This window comes from Pseudomonas sp. S1_E05, from assembly GCF_056337105.1.
In genome coordinates, this window is the sequence record NZ_JBFRHM010000001.1 from 5856366 (window position 1) to 5874147 (window position 17782).

Sequence of the window (17782 nt, forward strand, 5' to 3'; positions counted from 1 at the left end):
TTGTCGAATTTTTTGCCCGCGGGGGCGGGTGTTGCACCTTGTTCATGTCACTCGTCGACTTGTCAAACAGAACCCTGGAGCCTGACCACTGATTGAGAGGTGCCCCATGAGTCTGCTGCTTGAACCCTATACCCTTCGCCAACTGACCCTGCCCAACCGCATTGCGGTGTCGCCCATGTGCCAGTATTCCAGCGTCGATGGCCTGGCCAATGACTGGCACCTGGTGCACCTTGGCAGTCGCGCCATCGGAGGCGCCGGGCTGATTTTTACCGAAGCCACGGCCATCACGGCCGATGGACGTATCACCGCGCAGGACCTCGGTTTGTGGGATGACCAACAGATCGAACCCTTGCAACGCATCACGCGTTTCATTGCCGCCCAGGGGGCTGTGGCGGGCATTCAACTGGCCCACGCCGGGCGCAAGGCCAGCACCCACCGGCCATGGATTGGTAAACACGGAAGCGTCAAACCCGAAGACGGTGGCTGGACACCTGTCGGCCCTTCGCCGATCGCCTTCGACCCGCAACACACCCAACCCAAGCAGCTGGATGAAGGCGAGATCGCCGAGGTGATCCAGGCATTCGTGGCTTCGGCCAAGCGCGCGCTGACCGCCGGGTTCAAAGTGGTGGAAGTTCACGCCGCCCACGGCTATCTGCTGCATCAGTTTCTGTCACCGCTGAGCAATCAGCGGCGCGACCAATATGGCGGTTCGTTCGAAAATCGCATCCGCCTGGTATTGCAGGTCACCGAAGCGGTGCGCGCCGTGTGGCCTGAAGAGTTGCCGGTGTTTGTACGGGTATCGGCCACCGATTGGGTGGAGGACGGTTGGAACCCGGATGAAACTGTCGAGTTGGCGCGACGCCTGAAGGACCTGGGTGTGGACCTGATCGACGTGTCGTCCGGGGGGACGGCGGCCAACGCCGAGATTCCCACCGGCCCCGGTTACCAGACCCGTTTTGCCGAGCGCGTGCGCAAGGAGTCCGGCATGGCCACCGGCACAGTGGGCATGATCACTGAACCGGCGCAGGCCGAGCACATCCTGCGTACCTGCCAGGCCGACATCATCTTCCTCGCCCGGGAGCTGCTGCGTGATCCGTACTGGCCGTTGCACGCCGACGACGATCTGGGTGGGCGCAAGGCCACTTGGCCAGCGCAGTACCAGCGCGCGACCCACCGTGATCAGCCGATTCATGAGTCGGATTTGCGCGATTGATTCAATAGGTATGCGGTTACCCATGTGGGAGCGGGCTTGCTCGCTCCTACAGGGGGATGTTCAGGCAGGTACGGCGTGAGCTCGATTCAGTTGTTTGTTGAACTCCAGCCACGCTGCCAGCAGCGCCATCAACCCGGCGCCCACCAGTGCGGTGAAGATCTGCATGGCGAAGGCATCGTTGGTCATGGCGTTGATCATGTCGGCCAGTGGTGCCAGCAGTACGCCGAGGCAGAAAATTTCCAGGGAGTAACGCCCCATGCGACAGGACTGTTGCGCCCACCAGTTTTGTGTCCAGCCGGTGTCCGGCAGCAGCTTCGCCGTGACATACGCCATCGCCAGGAAATGCAGCAGGCGCACGGGCGACAGGTCGGTCTTGCTGATCGGGTAGAGCACATCACTCAACCACGCGGGCATCACGGCGTCGTGAATGTCCGGCCAGCGCCAGGAGAGGGTGATCACGCCGGTGATGACCACATACAACGCGGCACTGACAAACAAAGGCTGGTGAACCAAGGGTCGGTGATCGGCTACGCGTGCTCGCTGACCAAGGCTCGCGGCGGCGCCGCCCAGGACAAACAACAGTTGCCAGACCACCGGGTTGAAGTACCAGACACCGTCCTTGATGGCCGCCAGATTCCAGCCGAACCACGGCGCCAGCAGGTACACCGTCAGCGAAATCGCCACCGCCATCCACGCCCTGTGTACCAGCAGTGGCAGCGCCAGCGGCAAACCGGCCAGCAGCACGATGTACAGCGGCAATGGGTCCATGAGGTTGGGTTTGAAACGCAGCAGCAGTTCGTCCGTCAGTGCCTGTTGCGGGTCGGTGATGAAATGGTGCATGCCCATTTCTTCCACCAGGTCGCGGGTTTCCACATGGCTGTTGGCAAAAAACACGATGCCCATCAGCATCGCCAGCAAGAAAATATGCACCACATAGAGCACCCAGGCGCGGCGCAGGATCTTCAGGCAGGCGAACAGGTAGCCATCGCGCTTGAGGATTTTCCCGTAGGCCAGGACGGCGGCATAGCCGGCGAGAAACACGAATATCTCGGCGGCATCGCTGAAACCGAAGTTGCGTGGGGTAATTTGACCGAGCGGGTTATGCGGCACGTGATCCCAGAAGATGAAGATCAGGGCCAGGCCTCGGAAAAAGTCGATTCGGTGATCGCGTTCGGACGTCATGACAGCGGTCTCGGGAACGGGTATTGAGATAAGGAGTGGCCGGCGGCATCAAAGGTTGCGCGCCGCACATCGGCGGCGCGCAGGGTGGACTTATTTGCTGACAATTGCAAAATCCCCGGTATTACTGGATGTCTCAAACCTCCCCTTGTGTTTGACCGGCCAAGCTCTTCGTCCGATGTTTACGCCGCGACGACATCGTTGGGCTCAAAACTGTCTGCCCGTGCCATCTGCCACATGCGCGAATAGAACTCGCCGTTGACTTCCCCGGTGAGCAATTCACCCGGCTTCAAAAACACATGCAACTGAGAGAACAGCTTGATTTCGGTGGCCGACATGCGACGCACCAGGTGTTTGGCTGACAACTGCGATGGATGTTCGAGGCCGGCGGCGGCGAGCATTTCCGCCAGACCCTTGAGGGTGTTGCGGTGGAAGTTGTAGACGCGCTGAGCCTTGTCCGGCACGACCAGGGCGCGCTGGCGCAGGGTGTCCTGGGTGGCGACACCGGTCGGGCATTTGTTGGTGTGGCAGCTTTGCGACTGGATGCAACCGATGGCAAACATGAAGCCACGCGCCGAGTTGGCCCAGTCGGCACCGATGGCCAGGACGCTGGCGATGTCGAACGCGCTGACGATCTTGCCGCTGGCGCCCAGCTTGATCTTGTCCCGCAGGTTCAGGCCCACCAGGGTGTTGTGCACGAACAGCAGGCCCTCGCGCATCGGCACGCCGATGTGATCGGTGAACTCCACCGGCGCGGCGCCGGTGCCGCCTTCCTTGCCGTCAATGACAATGAAGTCCGGCAGGATGCCGGTTTCCAGCATCGCCTTGGCGATGCCCATGAATTCCCAGGGGTGGCCCAGGCAAAGCTTGAAGCCCACCGGTTTGCCGCCCGACAGTTCACGCAGTTGCTGGATGAACTGCATCAGTTCGATCGGTGTGGAAAACGCGCTGTGCCGTGAGGGCGAGATGCAATCCTCGCCCATCAGGATGCCGCGGGTCTCGGCGATTTCCCGGGTGACCTTGTGTTTGGGCAGAATCCCGCCGTGGCCGGGTTTGGCGCCTTGGGACATCTTGATTTCGATCATCCGCACTTGCGGTGTTTGCGCCTGGGCGGCGAAGCGTTCCGGATCGAAGCGCCCCTCAGGCGTTCGGCAACCAAAATAACCACTGCCCAGCTCCCAGGTCAGGTCGCCGCCGTTTTCCCGGTGATAGGCGCTGATGCTGCCTTCGCCAGTATCGTGGGCGAAGTTACCCAGCTTGGCGCCCTGGTTCAGCGCACGAATGGCGTTGGCGCTGAGCGAGCCGAAGCTCATGGCCGAGATGTTGAACACCGACGCGGAATACGGCTGCGTGCATTGCGGGCCACCGACCGTGACGCGAAAACTGCTCGGGTCGCTCAATGGCGCCGGGCGCATCGAGTGGCCGATGAATTCGAAGCCGGATTGATACACATCGATCAGGGTGCCGAAGGGTTTGTCGGCGGTTTCATTTTTCGCGCGCGAGTACACCAGTGAGCGTTGCGCTCGGGAGAAGGGCAGGGCATCGCTATCGGACTCCAGCAGGTACTGGCGGATTTCCGGGCGAATGCCCTCTACCAGATAACGGATGTTACCCAGGACCGGGTAATTGCGCCGCACCGCGTGCGGGCTTTGCAGCAGGTCGAACAGGCCGATCAAGCTCAGCACCAACGTCACGGCGGTGAACGGCCAGAGCCAGTCATGCTCGAGGAAGGGCAGGCTGGCGAGGGTGAAGATCACGCACGCGGCGAAGAAGGCATAACGGCTCAGGAGTGACAGGCTCATACGGTTTCCCTGGGTTCGGACGGGCAGCCTGCATTTTGCGCCCGTCGGTAAACCGTGAACAAGGCAAGATCTCAGTTCTCGCCAGACGCGAGCCTTTTGTTCATCGGCAGAAACGGCAGGGGCAGGCGCGGTATCGCTGAACCCAGACCCTGTAACTGCGAGCCCCTGATGACCTGGAAGCTTGCCTGGTTAAGGGTGGTGGAACTGCCTCCGACAAAAACCGTGAACGTTCCGGGCTCCACGACTCGTACAAAGTCCTGATTGAGCAGGGCAAAGTCGTCCTGATCCAACCTGAACCGAACCTTGCCCGCTTCGCCAGGCAGGAGCCTGACCCGCGTGAAACCGCGCAGGCTGCGCACGGGGCGAGTCACGCTGGCCACGTCGTCGCGCAAGTACAACTGCACAACTTCCTCACCCTCACGTTCGCCGGTGTTATGCACTGTGACTTCCACCGTCAGGGCCTCATCGGGCGAGAGCACGGTTTTATCCAGCTGCGGTGGATCGTAGGCGAAGGTTGTGTAGCTCAAACCATGGCCGAATGGATAAAGCGGCGTCCAGGGATGATCGATGTACTTGGAGGTATAAATCAAATGCTGCCGAGGGGCTCGCCCGGTACTTTTGTGTCCGTAGTAAATGGGCACCTGACCCACCGACCGGGGAAACGTGATAGGCAGCTTGCCGCTTGGATTGACGTCGCCAAACAGGATGTCGGCCACGCCGTTGCCCATTTCCGAGCCCAGGAACCAGGCCTCGAGGATGGCCGGGACTTGCGCGTCCAGGCGGGAGACTGTCAGAGGACGGCCATTCATGAGAATGACGACCAGGGGTTTGCGCGTTTCAACCAGACGTTCCAGGAGGGCTTCTTGAGCGGCGTTCAGCCCAAGGAATGCGCGACTGTTCGCTTCGCCGCTCATGGACGAACTTTCGCCAAGCACGGCGATCACGACGTCCGCGCCTAGGGCGGCGATCATCGCCTTGTCGATGCCCGAACGTTCATCGCTGTGAGGGGAGGCCCCGGCGACGTAAACCAGCTGGCTGGCGGGGGAAATTGCGCGTTTGATTCCTTCAAGCACGCTGACCGTCTCATCGAGGCGGGCAATACCTGGGTAGGGGCCCAACGCGCCAGTCGAATCATCAGCCAGCGCCCCCACGACCACCAGCCGGCGAATATTTTTGTTCAGGGGTAATAGCTGATTTTCGTTTTTCAGCAACACAATGGATTTCTGCGCGGCTTCGCGCGCCAGTGCGCGATGCTCAACGCTGGCAGGCGCTCGTTCGCGGGCTGGGTCGATGTAGCGATAAGGGTCATCGAACAGTCCCAGTTTGTCTTTGGCCAGAAGCACCCGGCGCACTGCATCGTCCAACGCGCGCTGGGACACCTGGCCGCTCTTGACCAGCGTCGGCAGGCTCCTGGAGTAGATGCCACTGGCCAGGTCCACGTCCACCGTCGCGTTCATGGCCTGTTGGACCGCCGTCGCGGGCAGATCCGCAGTGCCATGGTCCATCAGTTCCTCCACGCCGTCGTAGTCGCTGATGACTATTCCGGTGAAACCCCATTGGCACCGAAGCGTCTCCTTGAGCAGCGATTGACTGGCGTGCATCGGTGTACCGGCAATCTCGTTGAGCCCCGGCATGATCGCATCGACGCCGGATGCCACGGCGGCCCGAAAGGGCGGCAGGTAGGTTTCGTGCAGAGTGCGTTGCGAGAGATCGGCGGTGTTGTAATCGCGCCCTCCCTCGGCAGCGCCATAGGCGACAAAATGCTTGGCCGTGGCGAGCATCATCTGCGAACGCTGTTCATGGGGGCGTGTTGGAACGGGGCCATTGCCAACGGCTCCGTGCAAGCCACGGATGCGGGCCGCTGCCAGCGCCGAAGCGAGAAAGGGGTCTTCGCCCGCACCTTCGGTTACCCGTCCCCAGCGCGGGTCCCGCGCAATATCGACCATGGGGGCCAGGGTCCAGCGTACGCCACTGGCGGTGGCTTCCACGGCGGTGGCTCGGGTTGTGCGTTGCGCCAGTTGGACGTCCCAGCTCGCGGCTTCGGCGAGTGGCGTGGGGAAAACAGTGCGAAAGCCATGCATTACATCGTAGGAAAACAGCAGCGGAATATGCAGGCGCGATTCCTTCATGACCTTTTCTTGCAGTCGTCGCGTGGCATCAGCGCCGTAGAACCCGATGACCGATCCCGTTTCCGGGGGCACATAGCCTTCTTCACCCTCTATGTTCTCCCGGGAGTCGGCCCGGTTGTAGCGGACGAGTTGGGAGAGTTGGCCCAGTTTCTCTTCAAGGGTCATGCGCATGAGCAGGTTGTCGACCCGATCATTGCTGACAGTTTCACTGGCGGCTGGAAGGGCCTCTGCCGCCAACCCGAAGACCGTCGCCACTGCGGTGCCAACCATGAGTCGGCGAGCCTTGATTGGCCATGGATTTAACCGCGCTGGATTGACAGTCGGCATTGCTGCTGCGCCCTCGGCCCATGAGCCGATTCAATCACCTGAGGTGAGTGTTCATGAGTGGGCGGGCGGGTGCTACTGTCATAAATAACAGGTTTTTGTGGTTTTCGATCAACGGTCGCCAGGCACGGGGAGCGTCAGGCGCTTTGGGCCTGCAGGAAAATCGAGAACAGCTCGGACTGCGATTTGATCCCCAGTTTGCTGTACATGTGTTTCTTGTGGACCTTTACAGTTTCGATGGAGATTTCCAGCTTGCGGGCAATCTCTTTGCTCGAGCAGCCGCTGAGCATCAGGCGCCCGACGTCGAGCTCCCTGGCGGTCAGTTGCGCGCCCTTGATTTGCTGCACGGAGGCTTCGAGCTGCACGCGCCAGTCACCTCGCATCGGCGCGGGTGCAAGGGCCACCACCTCGTTGATTTCATAGGGCAGTCGCTGGCGCAACAGGCCGAGCACCCACGGCTGGATCAACGATAGCAGGGCGATCTGTTGGGCGTTGAAGGGCTGTTTGCTGCCCAGTGAAAGGCACAGCGTGCGCTCGCCTTCGAGCTGGCAATTAAACTGGATTTCGTCGGCCACGACGTTCACGCGAAAGTATCGTTGGTAGTACTCGGTGAGTTCGAAGTGCTCCGGCGCCACCTCCGACAGACGGTAAAGACCGGTACGGGATTGCTCGCGACAGGCGATGTAGAACGGGTCCAGCAGGTACAGCCCGCGCAAGTAGTCCTGGAACAATTGATCCGGGCCACCATCAACGCCCGGGCATTCGGCGAACACCTGCGGGTGCTGGTCGGCGCTGAACAGCAGCACCACCCAGCTGTCGCAAGGCACGTACTGATCGAGCAGACGCACCAGTTGCGTCCAGAAGTTGGGCTTGTCCAGGGCGTCGATCAGTTGTCCCACCGAGCGGTGCCAGGCGATGTCGTCCAGCGAGAGTGTCATGGCTGTACCCCTATGGTGTTACCCCGGCCGCGTGATTCCCTGACCGATTACTTGCTGCGCATACTGGCGCACAGACACAGGCCGGGCAATCTTTCTGCTGCCCGGCCACCAGAACAAGGAATACCGATGAAGGTCGAACTCGCCCAATTGGCTGGCCGTGACAACGACACGGCTTACAACCTCGAACGTGCATTGGCCGCGATTGCCGCCTGCGCCGCCGATACGCAATTGATCATGTTCCCGGAAAGCCACCTGATGGGCTTCCCGTCGGCCGACACCGTGGCCAGCGTCGCCGAGCCGCTGGACGGCCCGACCGTCAGCGCCATTGTCGCCGCCGCCCGTGAGCGCCACATCGCCGTGGTGATCGGTACGGCCGAGCACGACAACGGTCGTTTCTTCAACACCACCTTGCTGATCACGCCTGAAGGCATCGCGCTCAAATACCGCAAGACCCACCTGTGGGCCTCGGATCGTGGTGTGTACGAGGCGGGCGACCGCTACGCCACCTGCCTGTGGAACGGTGTGCGAGTCGGGCTGCTGATCTGCTACGACATCGAGTTCCCGGAAAGCGCCCGCGCCCTGGCACAACTGGGGGCCGAACTGCTGATCGTCACCAACGGCAACATGGACCCTTACGGCCCGACGCATCGCACCGCGATCATGGCCCGAGCTCAGGAAAACCAGGCGTTCGCCGTCATGGTCAACCGGGTGGAAGAGGGCGATGGCGGCTTGCTGTTTGCCGGCGGCAGTGCACTGGTCGATCCACTGGGCACGCTGTTGTTCGAGGCCGGTCGGGATGAGGGGCAGTTCGCGGTGGAACTGGACCTGAATCAGCTGACGACGGCGCGCCAGGACTATCGCTACCTCGATGATCAGCGGCTGAAGTTGCCGGGGGAGTTGGTAGAACATGCTGATGGATTGCGGGAGTTGATGATTCCCAAGGGCTGATCCGGATTTTGGGGTGTTCGGGTCGGCCCTATCGCGGGCAAGCCCGCTCCCACAGATTCTGTGAACGCCAAAGATCCCTGTGGGAATGGGCTTGCCCGCGATGAGGCCCGCACAGCCAACAAGACTGTTTGACCCTTCATCCAATAACAACAACGCAACACCAAAAATACCTACGCCGAACTCGGTTCTGCCATAAATCTAATAATCGCGGAGTAGTCGCTCATGGCTCGTTTGCAACGCACCCTTTCTCTGGGGTCGGTGGTGCTGTTTGGCATCGCCTACATGACGCCGATCATCGTGCTCGGCACGTTCGGCATCCTCGCTCAATCCACCCAAGGCATGGTGCCGGCGGCGTACCTGGCGGCACTGGTGGCGATGTTCTTCACCGCCATGAGTTATGGGCGCATGGCCTCGGCATTTCCCGTGGCCGGCTCGGCCTACAGCTACGTGCGCAAGGCCATCAGCCCCAAGCTCGGCTTCATTGCCGGTTGGGCGGTGTTGCTCGATTACCTGTTTTTGCCGATGGCCATCTGGCTGATCGGTGCGGCGTACCTGTACTCCGCGTTCCCGGCGGTGCCGCAATGGATCTGGGTGCTGGCATTCATCGGCATCACCAGTGCGATCAACATCGTCGGCCTGAAACTGGCCAACGGCGTCAACGCCCTGCTGATGCTGGTGCAGTTCCTGGTGCTGATTGCCTTCGTCGCGCTGTGCGTGCATTACGTGGCGGGCGATGCAAGCACGCCGCTGTGGTCGGTGAAACCGTTCTTCAATGGCGACATGCAGATGCCGCTGATCATGAGCGGTGCGGCCATCGCCTGTTACTCGTTCCTGGGGTTCGACGCGGTCAGCACCCTGACGGAAGAAACCCGCGACCCGCGCCGCACCATCCCACGGGCGATCATGTTGATCACCCTGATCGGCGGCCTGATCTTCGTCGGCGTGTCGTACTTCGTGCAGATCGCGCACCCCTCGTTCCAGTTCGACAGCGTCGACTCGGCGGCCTATGAAATTGCCCGCAACATCGGCGGCGACCTGTTCGTCTCGATCTTCCTGATCGGCCTGATCGTCGGCCAGTTCGCCTCGGGGCTGTCGGCCCAGGCCAGCGGCTCGCGCCTGTTGTTCGCCATGGGCCGCGACGGCGTGCTGCCCAAATCCTTCTTCGGCACCCTTCACGAACGATTCGGCACGCCGATCAACAGCATCCTGCTGTGCGCCGTGGTCGCGTTGCTGGCGCTGAAGCTTGACGTCACCACCTCGACCTCGTTCATCAACTTCGGCGCGTTCCTGGCCTTCAGCCTGGTCAACTTGTCGGTGATCTTTCATTTCTGGATCGGCGGCGAGACAAAAGGCCTGCGCGAGTTCGTCCTGTTTGTGCTCTTCCCCTTCATCGGCCTGGCGGCGGACCTGTGGCTGATGGTCAGCCTCGATCACCTGGCGATCTACCTGGGGTTGAGCTGGCTGGCGGTTGGCGTGGTCTACCTGGCCGTGTTGACCGGCGGTTTCCGTCGCCAGCCACCGGAGATGGATTTTCAGGAAGCGGCGTAACCGCTCCCCCGATTCAACCCTGTTCCCTGTAGGAGCGAGCATGTCGAGGCGTCAAACCGTCGCGATGGTCGTCAACGATCACGCTGGCTGTCTGAGTGCCCGCGGCGTCCCTGAGTCCATCGCGACGGTTCGACGCCTCGACATGCTCGCTCCTACAGGGGCGTGGGCAGGATGACGATGCGGTGGACTCATGCGATGCTTGCGGCTTTTCCAAGGTCGCACTCCCCATGACTCTCTCCGCGCGCACTATCCGCATTGCCGCCGCCCTGTTGATCGGTCCCGACGGTCGCACCCTCCTTGTGCGCAAGCGCGGTACTCTGGCGTTCATGCAACCGGGCGGTAAGATCGAGGCCCATGAACAACCGGTGCAGGCCCTGGCCCGTGAGCTGGAAGAAGAACTGGGCTTGATCGTCGATCCGGCGCAGGCCGCTTTCCTGGGACAGTTCTCGGCGCCTGCGGCCAACGAGCCGGGATTTGTCGTGCAGGCTGAGCTCTTTCAACTTTCGATTGACGCCGACGTGACACCCGCGGCGGAAATCGAAGAGGTGTGCTGGATCGACCCGGCCACCGAGAGAGGCCTGACATTGGCGCCATTGACACGCGACCTGATCCTGCCGTTTTATCGAGCCTCACTGATCGCCTGATCACTCACGGACCAAGGACCGTTCCCATGATCCCGCTTCACGACTTGCTGATCTTCGCCGCTGCCGCCCTGCTGATGGTGCTGACGCCGGGGCCGAACATGATCTACCTGATCTCACGGTCGATCTGCCAGGGTCGCAAGGCTGGGGTCACGTCCCTGCTCGGTGTGGTGGCCGGGTTTTTCGTGCACCTGTTCGCTGCCGCAGCGGGTTTGACGGCGGTCTTTCTCGCCGTGCCGATGGCCTATGAAGTGTTGAAGTGGGCCGGTGCGCTCTACCTGTTGTGGCTGGCATGGCAGGCCGTCAAGCCGGGCGCGCGCTCGCCGTTCGAGGCGCAGCAGTTGCCGCCCGACTCTGCGCGCAAGCTGATCACCATGGGGTTTCTGACCAGTGCGCTGAACCCGAAGATCGCGGTGTTCTACCTGTCGGTGTTCCCGCAGTTCATCTCGCCAGAGCATGGCTCGGTGTTCACCCAGAGCATCCTGCTGGGCCTGACCCAGATCGGCGTCAGTTTCAGCGTCAACCTGTTGATCGCGTTGTTCGCCGCGGGCATCGCGTCCTGGTTCGTCAATAACCCGACCTGGCTATCGGTGCAGCGTTACTTCATGGGGTTCGTGCTGTCCGGGCTGGCGGTGCGGTTGATGCTGGAGCAGCGCAAGGCCGCGTGATCAAAAGCGTTCACGCGGTCATTTGACGGCACTGACACCGTCCAGGGTCGAGAACGAAGTGTCCTTGGCTGTCAGCAGGAAATCGCGCATGTACGGCGCATCCAGCATGTCAGTGCGCACCGCCGCGTACAACGTGGCAAACAATCCCTTCTCGCCCAGGCGCTTGGCCTTGACGTAGCCTCGCGCACTGTATTCATGCAGCGCCCAGTGCGGCATGCCGCACACGCCACGGCCGCTGGCGACCAATTGCATCATCATCACCGTCAGTTCGGAGGTGCGCACCTGCGCCGGCTCGATGTCGGCCGGTTCCAGGAAGCGGGTGAAGATGTCCAGCCGATCACGCTCCACCGGGTAGGTGATCAGGGTCTCCGTGAGCAGGTCTTCAGGGACGATGTACCCCTTGCTCGCCAGGCGATGCTGGTTGGCGACCGCCAGCATGGCTTCATAAGTGAACAGCGGCACATAGGTAATGCCGGCGATCTCCAGCGGATCGGACGTCACCACCAGGTCCAGGTCGCCACGGGCGAGGGCGGGCAGGGGGGCAAAGAGAAGCCCGATGCCAGGTCCAGTTCGACTTCTGGCCAGGCGTCGCGGAACTGGTCGATGGTTGGCATCAGCCACTGAAAGCAGCTGTGGCATTCGATCGCCATGTGCAGACGTCCTGCGGTGCCACCGGCCAGCCGCGCGATGTCGCGCTCGGCGCCGCGCAGCAACGGCAGGGTCGCGTCAGCCAGTTGCAGCAGGCGCAACCCGGCGCTGGTGAACCGCACGGGTTTGGTCTTGCGCACGAACAGGGGCATGCCCAGGCGTTCTTCCAGTTCCTTGAACTGATGGGACAGCGCCGATTGCGTCAGGTGCAGGCGGTCAGCCGCATCGACCAGGCTGTCGGCTTCGCGCAGGGCGTGCAGGGTTTTCAGGTGACGGATTTCAAGCACCGGAGGCTCCATGAACAAAACTTGATGTCAGTGCGGATATGTTGAGTTTGTCTCATGTTGGGTGGGTCTGTCGAATTTCTCCGCCGATTCACTTCACCGTGTAGGAGCGACGTCGCTCCTACACGGTCAGAGTCACAGCGTTTCAAAATACGGCAGCACTGCCGACTTCTTGCCGATGTCGGCGTATGGCAAGTCGGCATTGTGGGCGTGGGTCAGGAAGCGGTGTTCCGGCAGTTTCAAATGGGCCTTCTCGAAGGCACTGAAGGCCGCCGAGGCCTTGGCGTAGTGAAAATGTGCATACCACACCACTTTTTCAGGCGTTTGCGACAGGTCCCAGATTTCGTACTCCTGCATATGATCGGTGCGACCATCGCGACGTTTGCCGAGGTTTTTCATTGGGCTCACCTTGCGCACTTCGACCACGCCCTGGCCGATCAGGTCTTCAAGCATGCCGTCAGTAGGGGCTCGGGTCTTCAACGACTGGCGGGTTCGCAGTGCGCGCCCGGTGGCGGTCAATTCAGCGGCCTTATCCCTGAGCTGGGCGATGAGAGCGTTTTGCGGCGCCAGCTCTTCGATGCTGCGGGCGCGCAGGGTCAGTTCGTTGGCTTCGCTGAGCATCATGTGTTCCAGGTCGACCGGCAGCATGTCCTGGGACGCGTAGGACTGCACACGTGTTTCGTAGGCGGGTTGTGCGTTGAGGCGTTTGCGTGCCTCGGTCACTAACGATTCCAGGCTCCTGGGGGCGGGTGAAGCCAGTTGTGGTTGCGGGTTCAAAAGGCGGGATTTACCGTCGGAGGCCGGCTCCCAGATTTCCACGTGGCCGTCCTGCCCGGTGAGGGTGTACTGGCGCTGACCCGTTGCCGGTTCCGTGCGCTCGGTACCGATCAACCATTGATCGTTTTCGGTCAAAAACACCTTTTTCGTGCGCTGGCCGGATGGCGCGGCGGGCGGTGATAGGTCGAGGCCCTTTCGTGCGCGCTCGGTCATTTTTTCCAGGGCATCCAGCAGGGGGGAGACGGCTTCCAGATGGAAGTGCTGCGGATAACTGGCAGTCCAGGCTTTCATGTCGCGGCGGAACTGACGGTACTGTTCGATGCAGTCCAGCAGGATTTGGTTGCGCTGCGCCCGAGTGGCGGTCACCTCCGGCAGGCTGAACTGCGTGAACAAGGCCCGGTCGACCCGGGCGCGTTTGAGTTGGGTCTGGTTTTGCAGGAGGAACCACGACAGATCGCTGGTGCTGTCATAACGGGTCACGCTTTCCAGCAGATGTCCGGTTCGCAGGTACAAAATGTTCGACTCGCTCAAACGCGTGTTCAGTTCGTTGACTTGCGCGGTCATCTGCGCCCTGTCGCTGCCCAGGGTGATGCGTTGATACCAATGATTAAGATCGCCCCGGCGTGCCTCGATCGTATCGAACGACTTGAGGATATCCAGGCGCAGTTTCCTGATGTCCTCCAGCAGCACCAGCCGCTTCGTGAGCGCTTCCACCGGTGTCGCGTCCAGCGTTTCCGTCAGGTCGTCGGCGCGGTCCAGCAGCGGTTGCACCCGATGATTGTCGAAAATCAGACGGCGCCTGTGGCGGTCGGTCAGCAGCAGTGCGCCGTTGCTTTGAAACTCCACCAGCACCCGGCGCTTGTTGCCGTGAGTGAGAGGCAGCAGTTCGAGGAGTGTCTGATAGTACCTGTTGCCCAGTTCAATATCGGCGATGCAGGCCGCTTCGGCAGCGTCCATCAAGGCTGGAACACGCTCCGGGCTGGCGTCGTATGCCGCCAGCCTGGCATCCGTGTGTTTGACCTGGGCATCGATTTTCAGGGCGATGGAGTCGGCGGTCTCGGTCAACTCATGGTGGCGACGGAACGTCCGGTCGACCCACCAGCGCGGCAGCCGTTGGCGAATCGCTTCGGGCCATAACGGGTCCAGCGCGTTGGCCAGGTGGCCGGACAGGTTTCCGCCGCCCCGGCCGCCCCCCTCGAAGGTCGTGCCGTAGACCCCGAACCAGGTGTCCCAGCGCCCCGATTCATCCAGGGCAATCGGCTGTTGGTAGGTTTTTCGACTGTTGCCGAGCAGACGCCACTGACGCGAGTGGTTGCTCAGTTGCACCTGGTAAATGCGGCCCTGACGCACGATGAAGTCCCCGTCAGCATGCCGATAGACATGGCGGTAGAGGCCGTGGGTCGACGGTTGCGCTGGCCATAACGAGATCGGGCGTTCGTATTCGTAGCCGGCGAAGCGGGCCGCCAGATGGCGCGCGTGGCGCGTTGATGGTGCGGACCATGCGGCTCTTCCAGCAGTCAGTGCCCGCAACTGGCGAGCACGGGTCAGTTGCCGGGCCGCCGGCGCGAGCGAAGACACGGCTGCCTCGCCCGGAAGCAGGTCCATGGCGGCGTCGATCAGGCAAAGCAGCACCGTGCGCAACTGCGCGACACCGTCACCGACCTCACCGCGCAGAAACGCGACTGTTGCCTGGTTTGCCGCCGTCCAGGCGTCGTAGAGGGCAATGGCGGTGCCGACGAAAGGCAACATGCCCAAGGCCATTTTGATGTAGTTGAAGGCGCGCGGGCCTTCCAGCGCATAACGCTCCAGTTGCAGGGTGGCGTTGGAGCGAGACGTGTCGCGATGGGCGATGATCAGCCGTCCCATATGGGCATCGAGCAAATGTGCAGCTAACGAGGTGGATGCCGGCCAGGGCGTACCGATGCCGATCATTGCATCGAAGTGCCTGAGCGACGCTTCATTGATGCGGCTTTCATGCGCCCGAACATCGCCCTGCAATGCGCGGCCGGCGAGGTACTCAAGCATCCTGTCTTGCAGGCACAGGTTGAACAACGCCTTGCGCGCGATTTCCAGGTTGTCGTAGCGGCGCAGGAATTGACCATCGGGACTGTCAGGCAAGTACAGTAACGTTGTGCCGCTGACCTGTTCCTGAATAAACGTTACGCCAGACAAGGTCACCGGACCTTCATCGGGTGTGTCCTTGCCGCCCACCGTCAGGCGCGCTGGCAGCAGGACAATACGTCGGTCATCGACGCGCCAGTCCGCCGGGGTGCTGGCGTCGATGGCAATGCCCAGAATGGTGAGATCGTCACGATTGATCTGTTTCTGCAGCCGCGCGCATTCGCCCTGCAACTTGAGCATCAATCGCCAGGGTTCAATCAGGCATTCACGGCGGTGCTCGCGTACGAACGAGGTTTCACTGGCCGAGCCCCTGAAAGCTTCGATGATCCGTCGTTCGTAGGCGTTGGGCAGGTCCAGCTCGGGGATGACTTTGCGCAGGTAAGTGGGCGTTAAACCGTTGAGCAGGCGCACGCGTTCCTTGTCATCGTCGGCGGTGATTTGCCGGTGCATCAGCACCATGCGCTGTGACAAGGGATCCTGTTGCACCGACTGCTTGCTGTCGATATTGAGTTGCGCCAACGCTTCGAGCGACATCCTGCTGCGCTGGGGGCTGGCGACCATGACGGAGGTCGGCACCGGTCCGGTGGGGCCTGCGCTGTAGCGTGTCTCCCAGGTGACGGCATCGGGGATATCCAGTTGCACATCAAAAGCGCCCTTGAGCGAGAAGTCTTTGCGCAAACGGGCTTGCAGGTGTTTACGGGTGAACTGGTTGCGCGGTTCCAGAGCGATCGTCAGCAGCTCGTGGCTGCGGGCCATCGCCGGCAGGTAGGCCTCGATCAGGGCTTTGAGTTCACCGCGATCAGCCATCGACAGCTTGTCGAGCCAGTCGGGCAAATGGGCGGCGAGGGCGACGCTGCGATCCTGTTCAAGCCGATGCGCCCACACCAGGTTTCGGGCCGCGTCCACGGGCACCTGCAAGGCTGCCAGGGCGTTGGCGCGCAGTGATTGCAGTTGTTCGGCACGCTGCGGTGCATCGTCGGCGATGGCCCTGGCCCCTGTTTCGAAGTCGCTGGTCAGTTGTTTCAGGCCGTGTTCCAGCGCGTCGCCGCTGAGGGGGTGTACGTGCAAGGCGGCAACCTTGTCCTGTGGCGCGATCTTGAACATCACGCGCTCCAGCTCGCGACGATTGGCGAAACGTTGCAGACCGCCGCCGGCTCCGGGCCAGTAAAGCAACACGCTGTGGGGCGAATCGGCATCGGCGAGCGCGGCAGCCACGGTGACGATGAATGCACCGTGCAGGGCGTGAGTCGTTTGCTCGTCCGTCACTTTTGCCACGCTCAGGCTGGCGGATACCCAACCGGTGTCGGCAGCGTCGAGCACGGCCAGCAGTTGCCTGTATTCATCTTCATCGAGTTGTTTGAGCGCCCGTTGCAGGGAGGCTTCGGCCTTCAGCCCGGCCCTGTGCGCATCGAGCAGCGCCGTGAACGTGCGGTCGAAGGTGGCGGGGCGCGGATGCTGAAGCAAGGTTGCCGCAGCCGCGTCCGCATCCAGCTCGGCCTTCTCCAGGGTTTGCTGCGCATCGTGCAACGGTTGCAGGTCCGCACCATCGCCCATCGCCTGGATCAAGGCGTCGAGCGCATTGCGTTGCCGGTTTAATGCGGTCTCGCGCACGGACCACGGGATGTCAGCGTACAGGCTGCCGAATAGCGGCTGTTCGTCGCCCTGCGATTGCGAGGTTTCGAGCCGGGGCGGTGAGGCGATGACGAGGCTGTTGCGGCGCTTGGGGTTTGCCTCGTCAGACAGGGCCAGGGTGCCGTTGCGCAATGCGTTGACCTGCGCCTGTTGATAGTGGGCGAACAGGTCGCTGGCGCCAACGCTCATCGGGTCGAGGTGTGCGGTGTATTCGATGCGCAGGTTACCGCTGGGCAGGCCCTGCGGCACCAGTGCCTGGCGAGCCAGCCATTGCTCCAGGGCGCTGCGCTGTTCGAAGCTCGCAATCGCAATGGGCCGGCTGGGCAGATACAGCAACAGGCCGCCATCCGTCGATTGCTCGAGGCTGATGACCCAGGCGCCGGTGAGTTTGATGCGGCTTTGATTGCTGAGCACCAGTGCCAGTTGTTCAGCCCGAATGGGTTGGGGGTTGGGTGTGGATTCGCCGGAATCGATGATCGACAGCAGCGTCTGGTGCTGCTGCGCGCTGATGGTTCTGTGGGCGAAGGACCAATCGGCAGCCGCCTCGACATGCTGACGGTAGAGCTCGATCGCCCGTGATTGCCGCGAGACCGCTGTGCCCGCAGCGCGAGCACTCCAGAAGTCGCGCCAGCATTCGTTGAGCACCTGCTGTGGGTCGGTCTTTGGTTGTGTGAGCACGCGGGCGTTTATGTCGTGGCTGGTCGGTACGCTGGCGGCCAGTTCTCCCAGGCCCTCGGCGCTGTCACGCCAGCGCCTTAGAGCGCTGAACATCAAGCGTTCGTCATGATGCCGGGGCAGGGGTGAGGGCGTCGGGAGGGCGAGCAGTTCGGGAGTGGGTAGATTGGGCGGGCGTCTATCAATCATGGGGCTTGGCTCGGTGGGGGCGGGATATCCGCCGTGAGCGAGCCATTTAAGAAAACCTCTGGCGGG

The 17782-nt window shown here is 61.9% G+C and carries 10 protein-coding genes and 1 pseudogene; 5 read left to right on the forward strand and 6 right to left on the reverse strand.

Annotated elements, in window-relative coordinates; genetic code table 11:
* Positions 1-106: 106 nt before the first annotated feature.
* Entirely contained in the window at positions 107-1213 is a 1107-nt protein-coding gene (locus AB4N33_RS27145) for an NADH:flavin oxidoreductase/NADH oxidase (protein ID WP_460121255.1), read from the forward strand.
* Positions 1214-1273: 60 nt separating this feature from the next.
* Here AB4N33_RS27145 and AB4N33_RS27150 read toward each other — a convergent pair whose 3' ends face one another.
* The 4 genes from AB4N33_RS27150 to AB4N33_RS27165 form a co-directional block, all read right to left on the reverse strand.
* The gene (locus tag AB4N33_RS27150) at positions 1274-2395 is read right to left on the reverse strand and encodes an OpgC family protein (protein WP_460121257.1); all 1122 of its coding nucleotides are present in this window, start codon (positions 2393-2395) and stop codon (positions 1274-1276) included.
* A 179-nt stretch (positions 2396-2574) separates the two neighbouring features.
* The gene (locus tag AB4N33_RS27155) at positions 2575-4194 is read right to left on the reverse strand and encodes an FMN-binding glutamate synthase family protein (protein WP_460121259.1); all 1620 of its coding nucleotides are present in this window, start codon (positions 4192-4194) and stop codon (positions 2575-2577) included.
* Positions 4195-4265: 71 nt separating this feature from the next.
* Positions 4266-6593: a beta-glucosidase BglX gene (gene bglX / locus AB4N33_RS27160; protein ID WP_476458618.1), complete on the reverse strand. Its 2328-nt coding sequence runs from the start codon at positions 6591-6593 to the stop codon at positions 4266-4268.
* Positions 6594-6784: 191 nt separating this feature from the next.
* On the reverse strand, positions 6785-7585 hold the full coding sequence (locus AB4N33_RS27165; protein WP_476458619.1) for a helix-turn-helix transcriptional regulator: 801 nt from the start codon (positions 7583-7585) through the stop codon (positions 6785-6787).
* 126 nt (positions 7586-7711) lie between these two features.
* Between AB4N33_RS27165 and AB4N33_RS27170 the strand changes: the two genes are divergently transcribed.
* The 4 genes from AB4N33_RS27170 to AB4N33_RS27185 all read left to right on the forward strand — a co-directional run bounded on the left by AB4N33_RS27170 (position 7712) and on the right by AB4N33_RS27185 (position 11390).
* Positions 7712-8533, forward strand: a complete 822-nt coding sequence (locus tag AB4N33_RS27170; RefSeq protein ID WP_460140960.1) for a carbon-nitrogen hydrolase family protein — start codon at positions 7712-7714, stop codon at positions 8531-8533.
* Between the two features lie 222 nt (positions 8534-8755).
* Positions 8756-10081, forward strand: a complete 1326-nt coding sequence (locus tag AB4N33_RS27175) for an APC family permease (protein WP_476458620.1) — start codon at positions 8756-8758, stop codon at positions 10079-10081.
* 227 nt (positions 10082-10308) lie between these two features.
* A complete protein-coding gene (locus AB4N33_RS27180; protein ID WP_476458621.1) occupies positions 10309-10725 on the forward strand; it encodes an NUDIX hydrolase in 417 nt (138 codons plus the stop codon).
* Positions 10726-10751: 26 nt separating this feature from the next.
* On the forward strand, positions 10752-11390 hold the full coding sequence (locus AB4N33_RS27185; protein WP_476458622.1) for a LysE family translocator: 639 nt from the start codon (positions 10752-10754) through the stop codon (positions 11388-11390).
* 18 nt (positions 11391-11408) lie between these two features.
* Here AB4N33_RS27185 and metR read toward each other — a convergent pair.
* Positions 11409-12325: pseudogene (gene metR / locus AB4N33_RS27190) on the reverse strand (transcriptional regulator MetR).
* Positions 12326-12457: 132 nt separating this feature from the next.
* Positions 12458-17716, reverse strand: a complete 5259-nt coding sequence (locus AB4N33_RS27195; protein WP_476458623.1) for a dermonecrotic toxin domain-containing protein — start codon at positions 17714-17716, stop codon at positions 12458-12460.
* Positions 17717-17782 lie beyond the last annotated feature (66 nt).

What these genes read in the sequence shown, in the direction of transcription:
- AB4N33_RS27145 (WP_460121255.1), top strand. Translation starts at nt 107, where the DNA reads ATGAGTCTGCTGCTTGAACCCTATACCCTTCGCCAACTGACCCTGCCC.
- AB4N33_RS27150 (WP_460121257.1), bottom strand. Translation starts at nt 2,395, where the DNA reads ATGACGTCCGAACGCGATCACCGAATCGACTTTTTCCGAGGCCTGGCC.
- AB4N33_RS27155 (WP_460121259.1), bottom strand. Translation starts at nt 4,194, where the DNA reads ATGAGCCTGTCACTCCTGAGCCGTTATGCCTTCTTCGCCGCGTGCGTG.
- bglX (WP_476458618.1), bottom strand. Translation starts at nt 6,593, where the DNA reads ATGGTTGGCACCGCAGTGGCGACGGTCTTCGGGTTGGCGGCAGAGGCC.
- AB4N33_RS27165 (WP_476458619.1), bottom strand. Translation starts at nt 7,585, where the DNA reads ATGACACTCTCGCTGGACGACATCGCCTGGCACCGCTCGGTGGGACAA.
- AB4N33_RS27170 (WP_460140960.1), top strand. Translation starts at nt 7,712, where the DNA reads ATGAAGGTCGAACTCGCCCAATTGGCTGGCCGTGACAACGACACGGCT.
- AB4N33_RS27175 (WP_476458620.1), top strand. Translation starts at nt 8,756, where the DNA reads ATGGCTCGTTTGCAACGCACCCTTTCTCTGGGGTCGGTGGTGCTGTTT.
- AB4N33_RS27180 (WP_476458621.1), top strand. Translation starts at nt 10,309, where the DNA reads ATGACTCTCTCCGCGCGCACTATCCGCATTGCCGCCGCCCTGTTGATC.
- AB4N33_RS27185 (WP_476458622.1), top strand. Translation starts at nt 10,752, where the DNA reads ATGATCCCGCTTCACGACTTGCTGATCTTCGCCGCTGCCGCCCTGCTG.
- AB4N33_RS27195 (WP_476458623.1), bottom strand. Translation starts at nt 17,716, where the DNA reads ATGATTGATAGACGCCCGCCCAATCTACCCACTCCCGAACTGCTCGCC.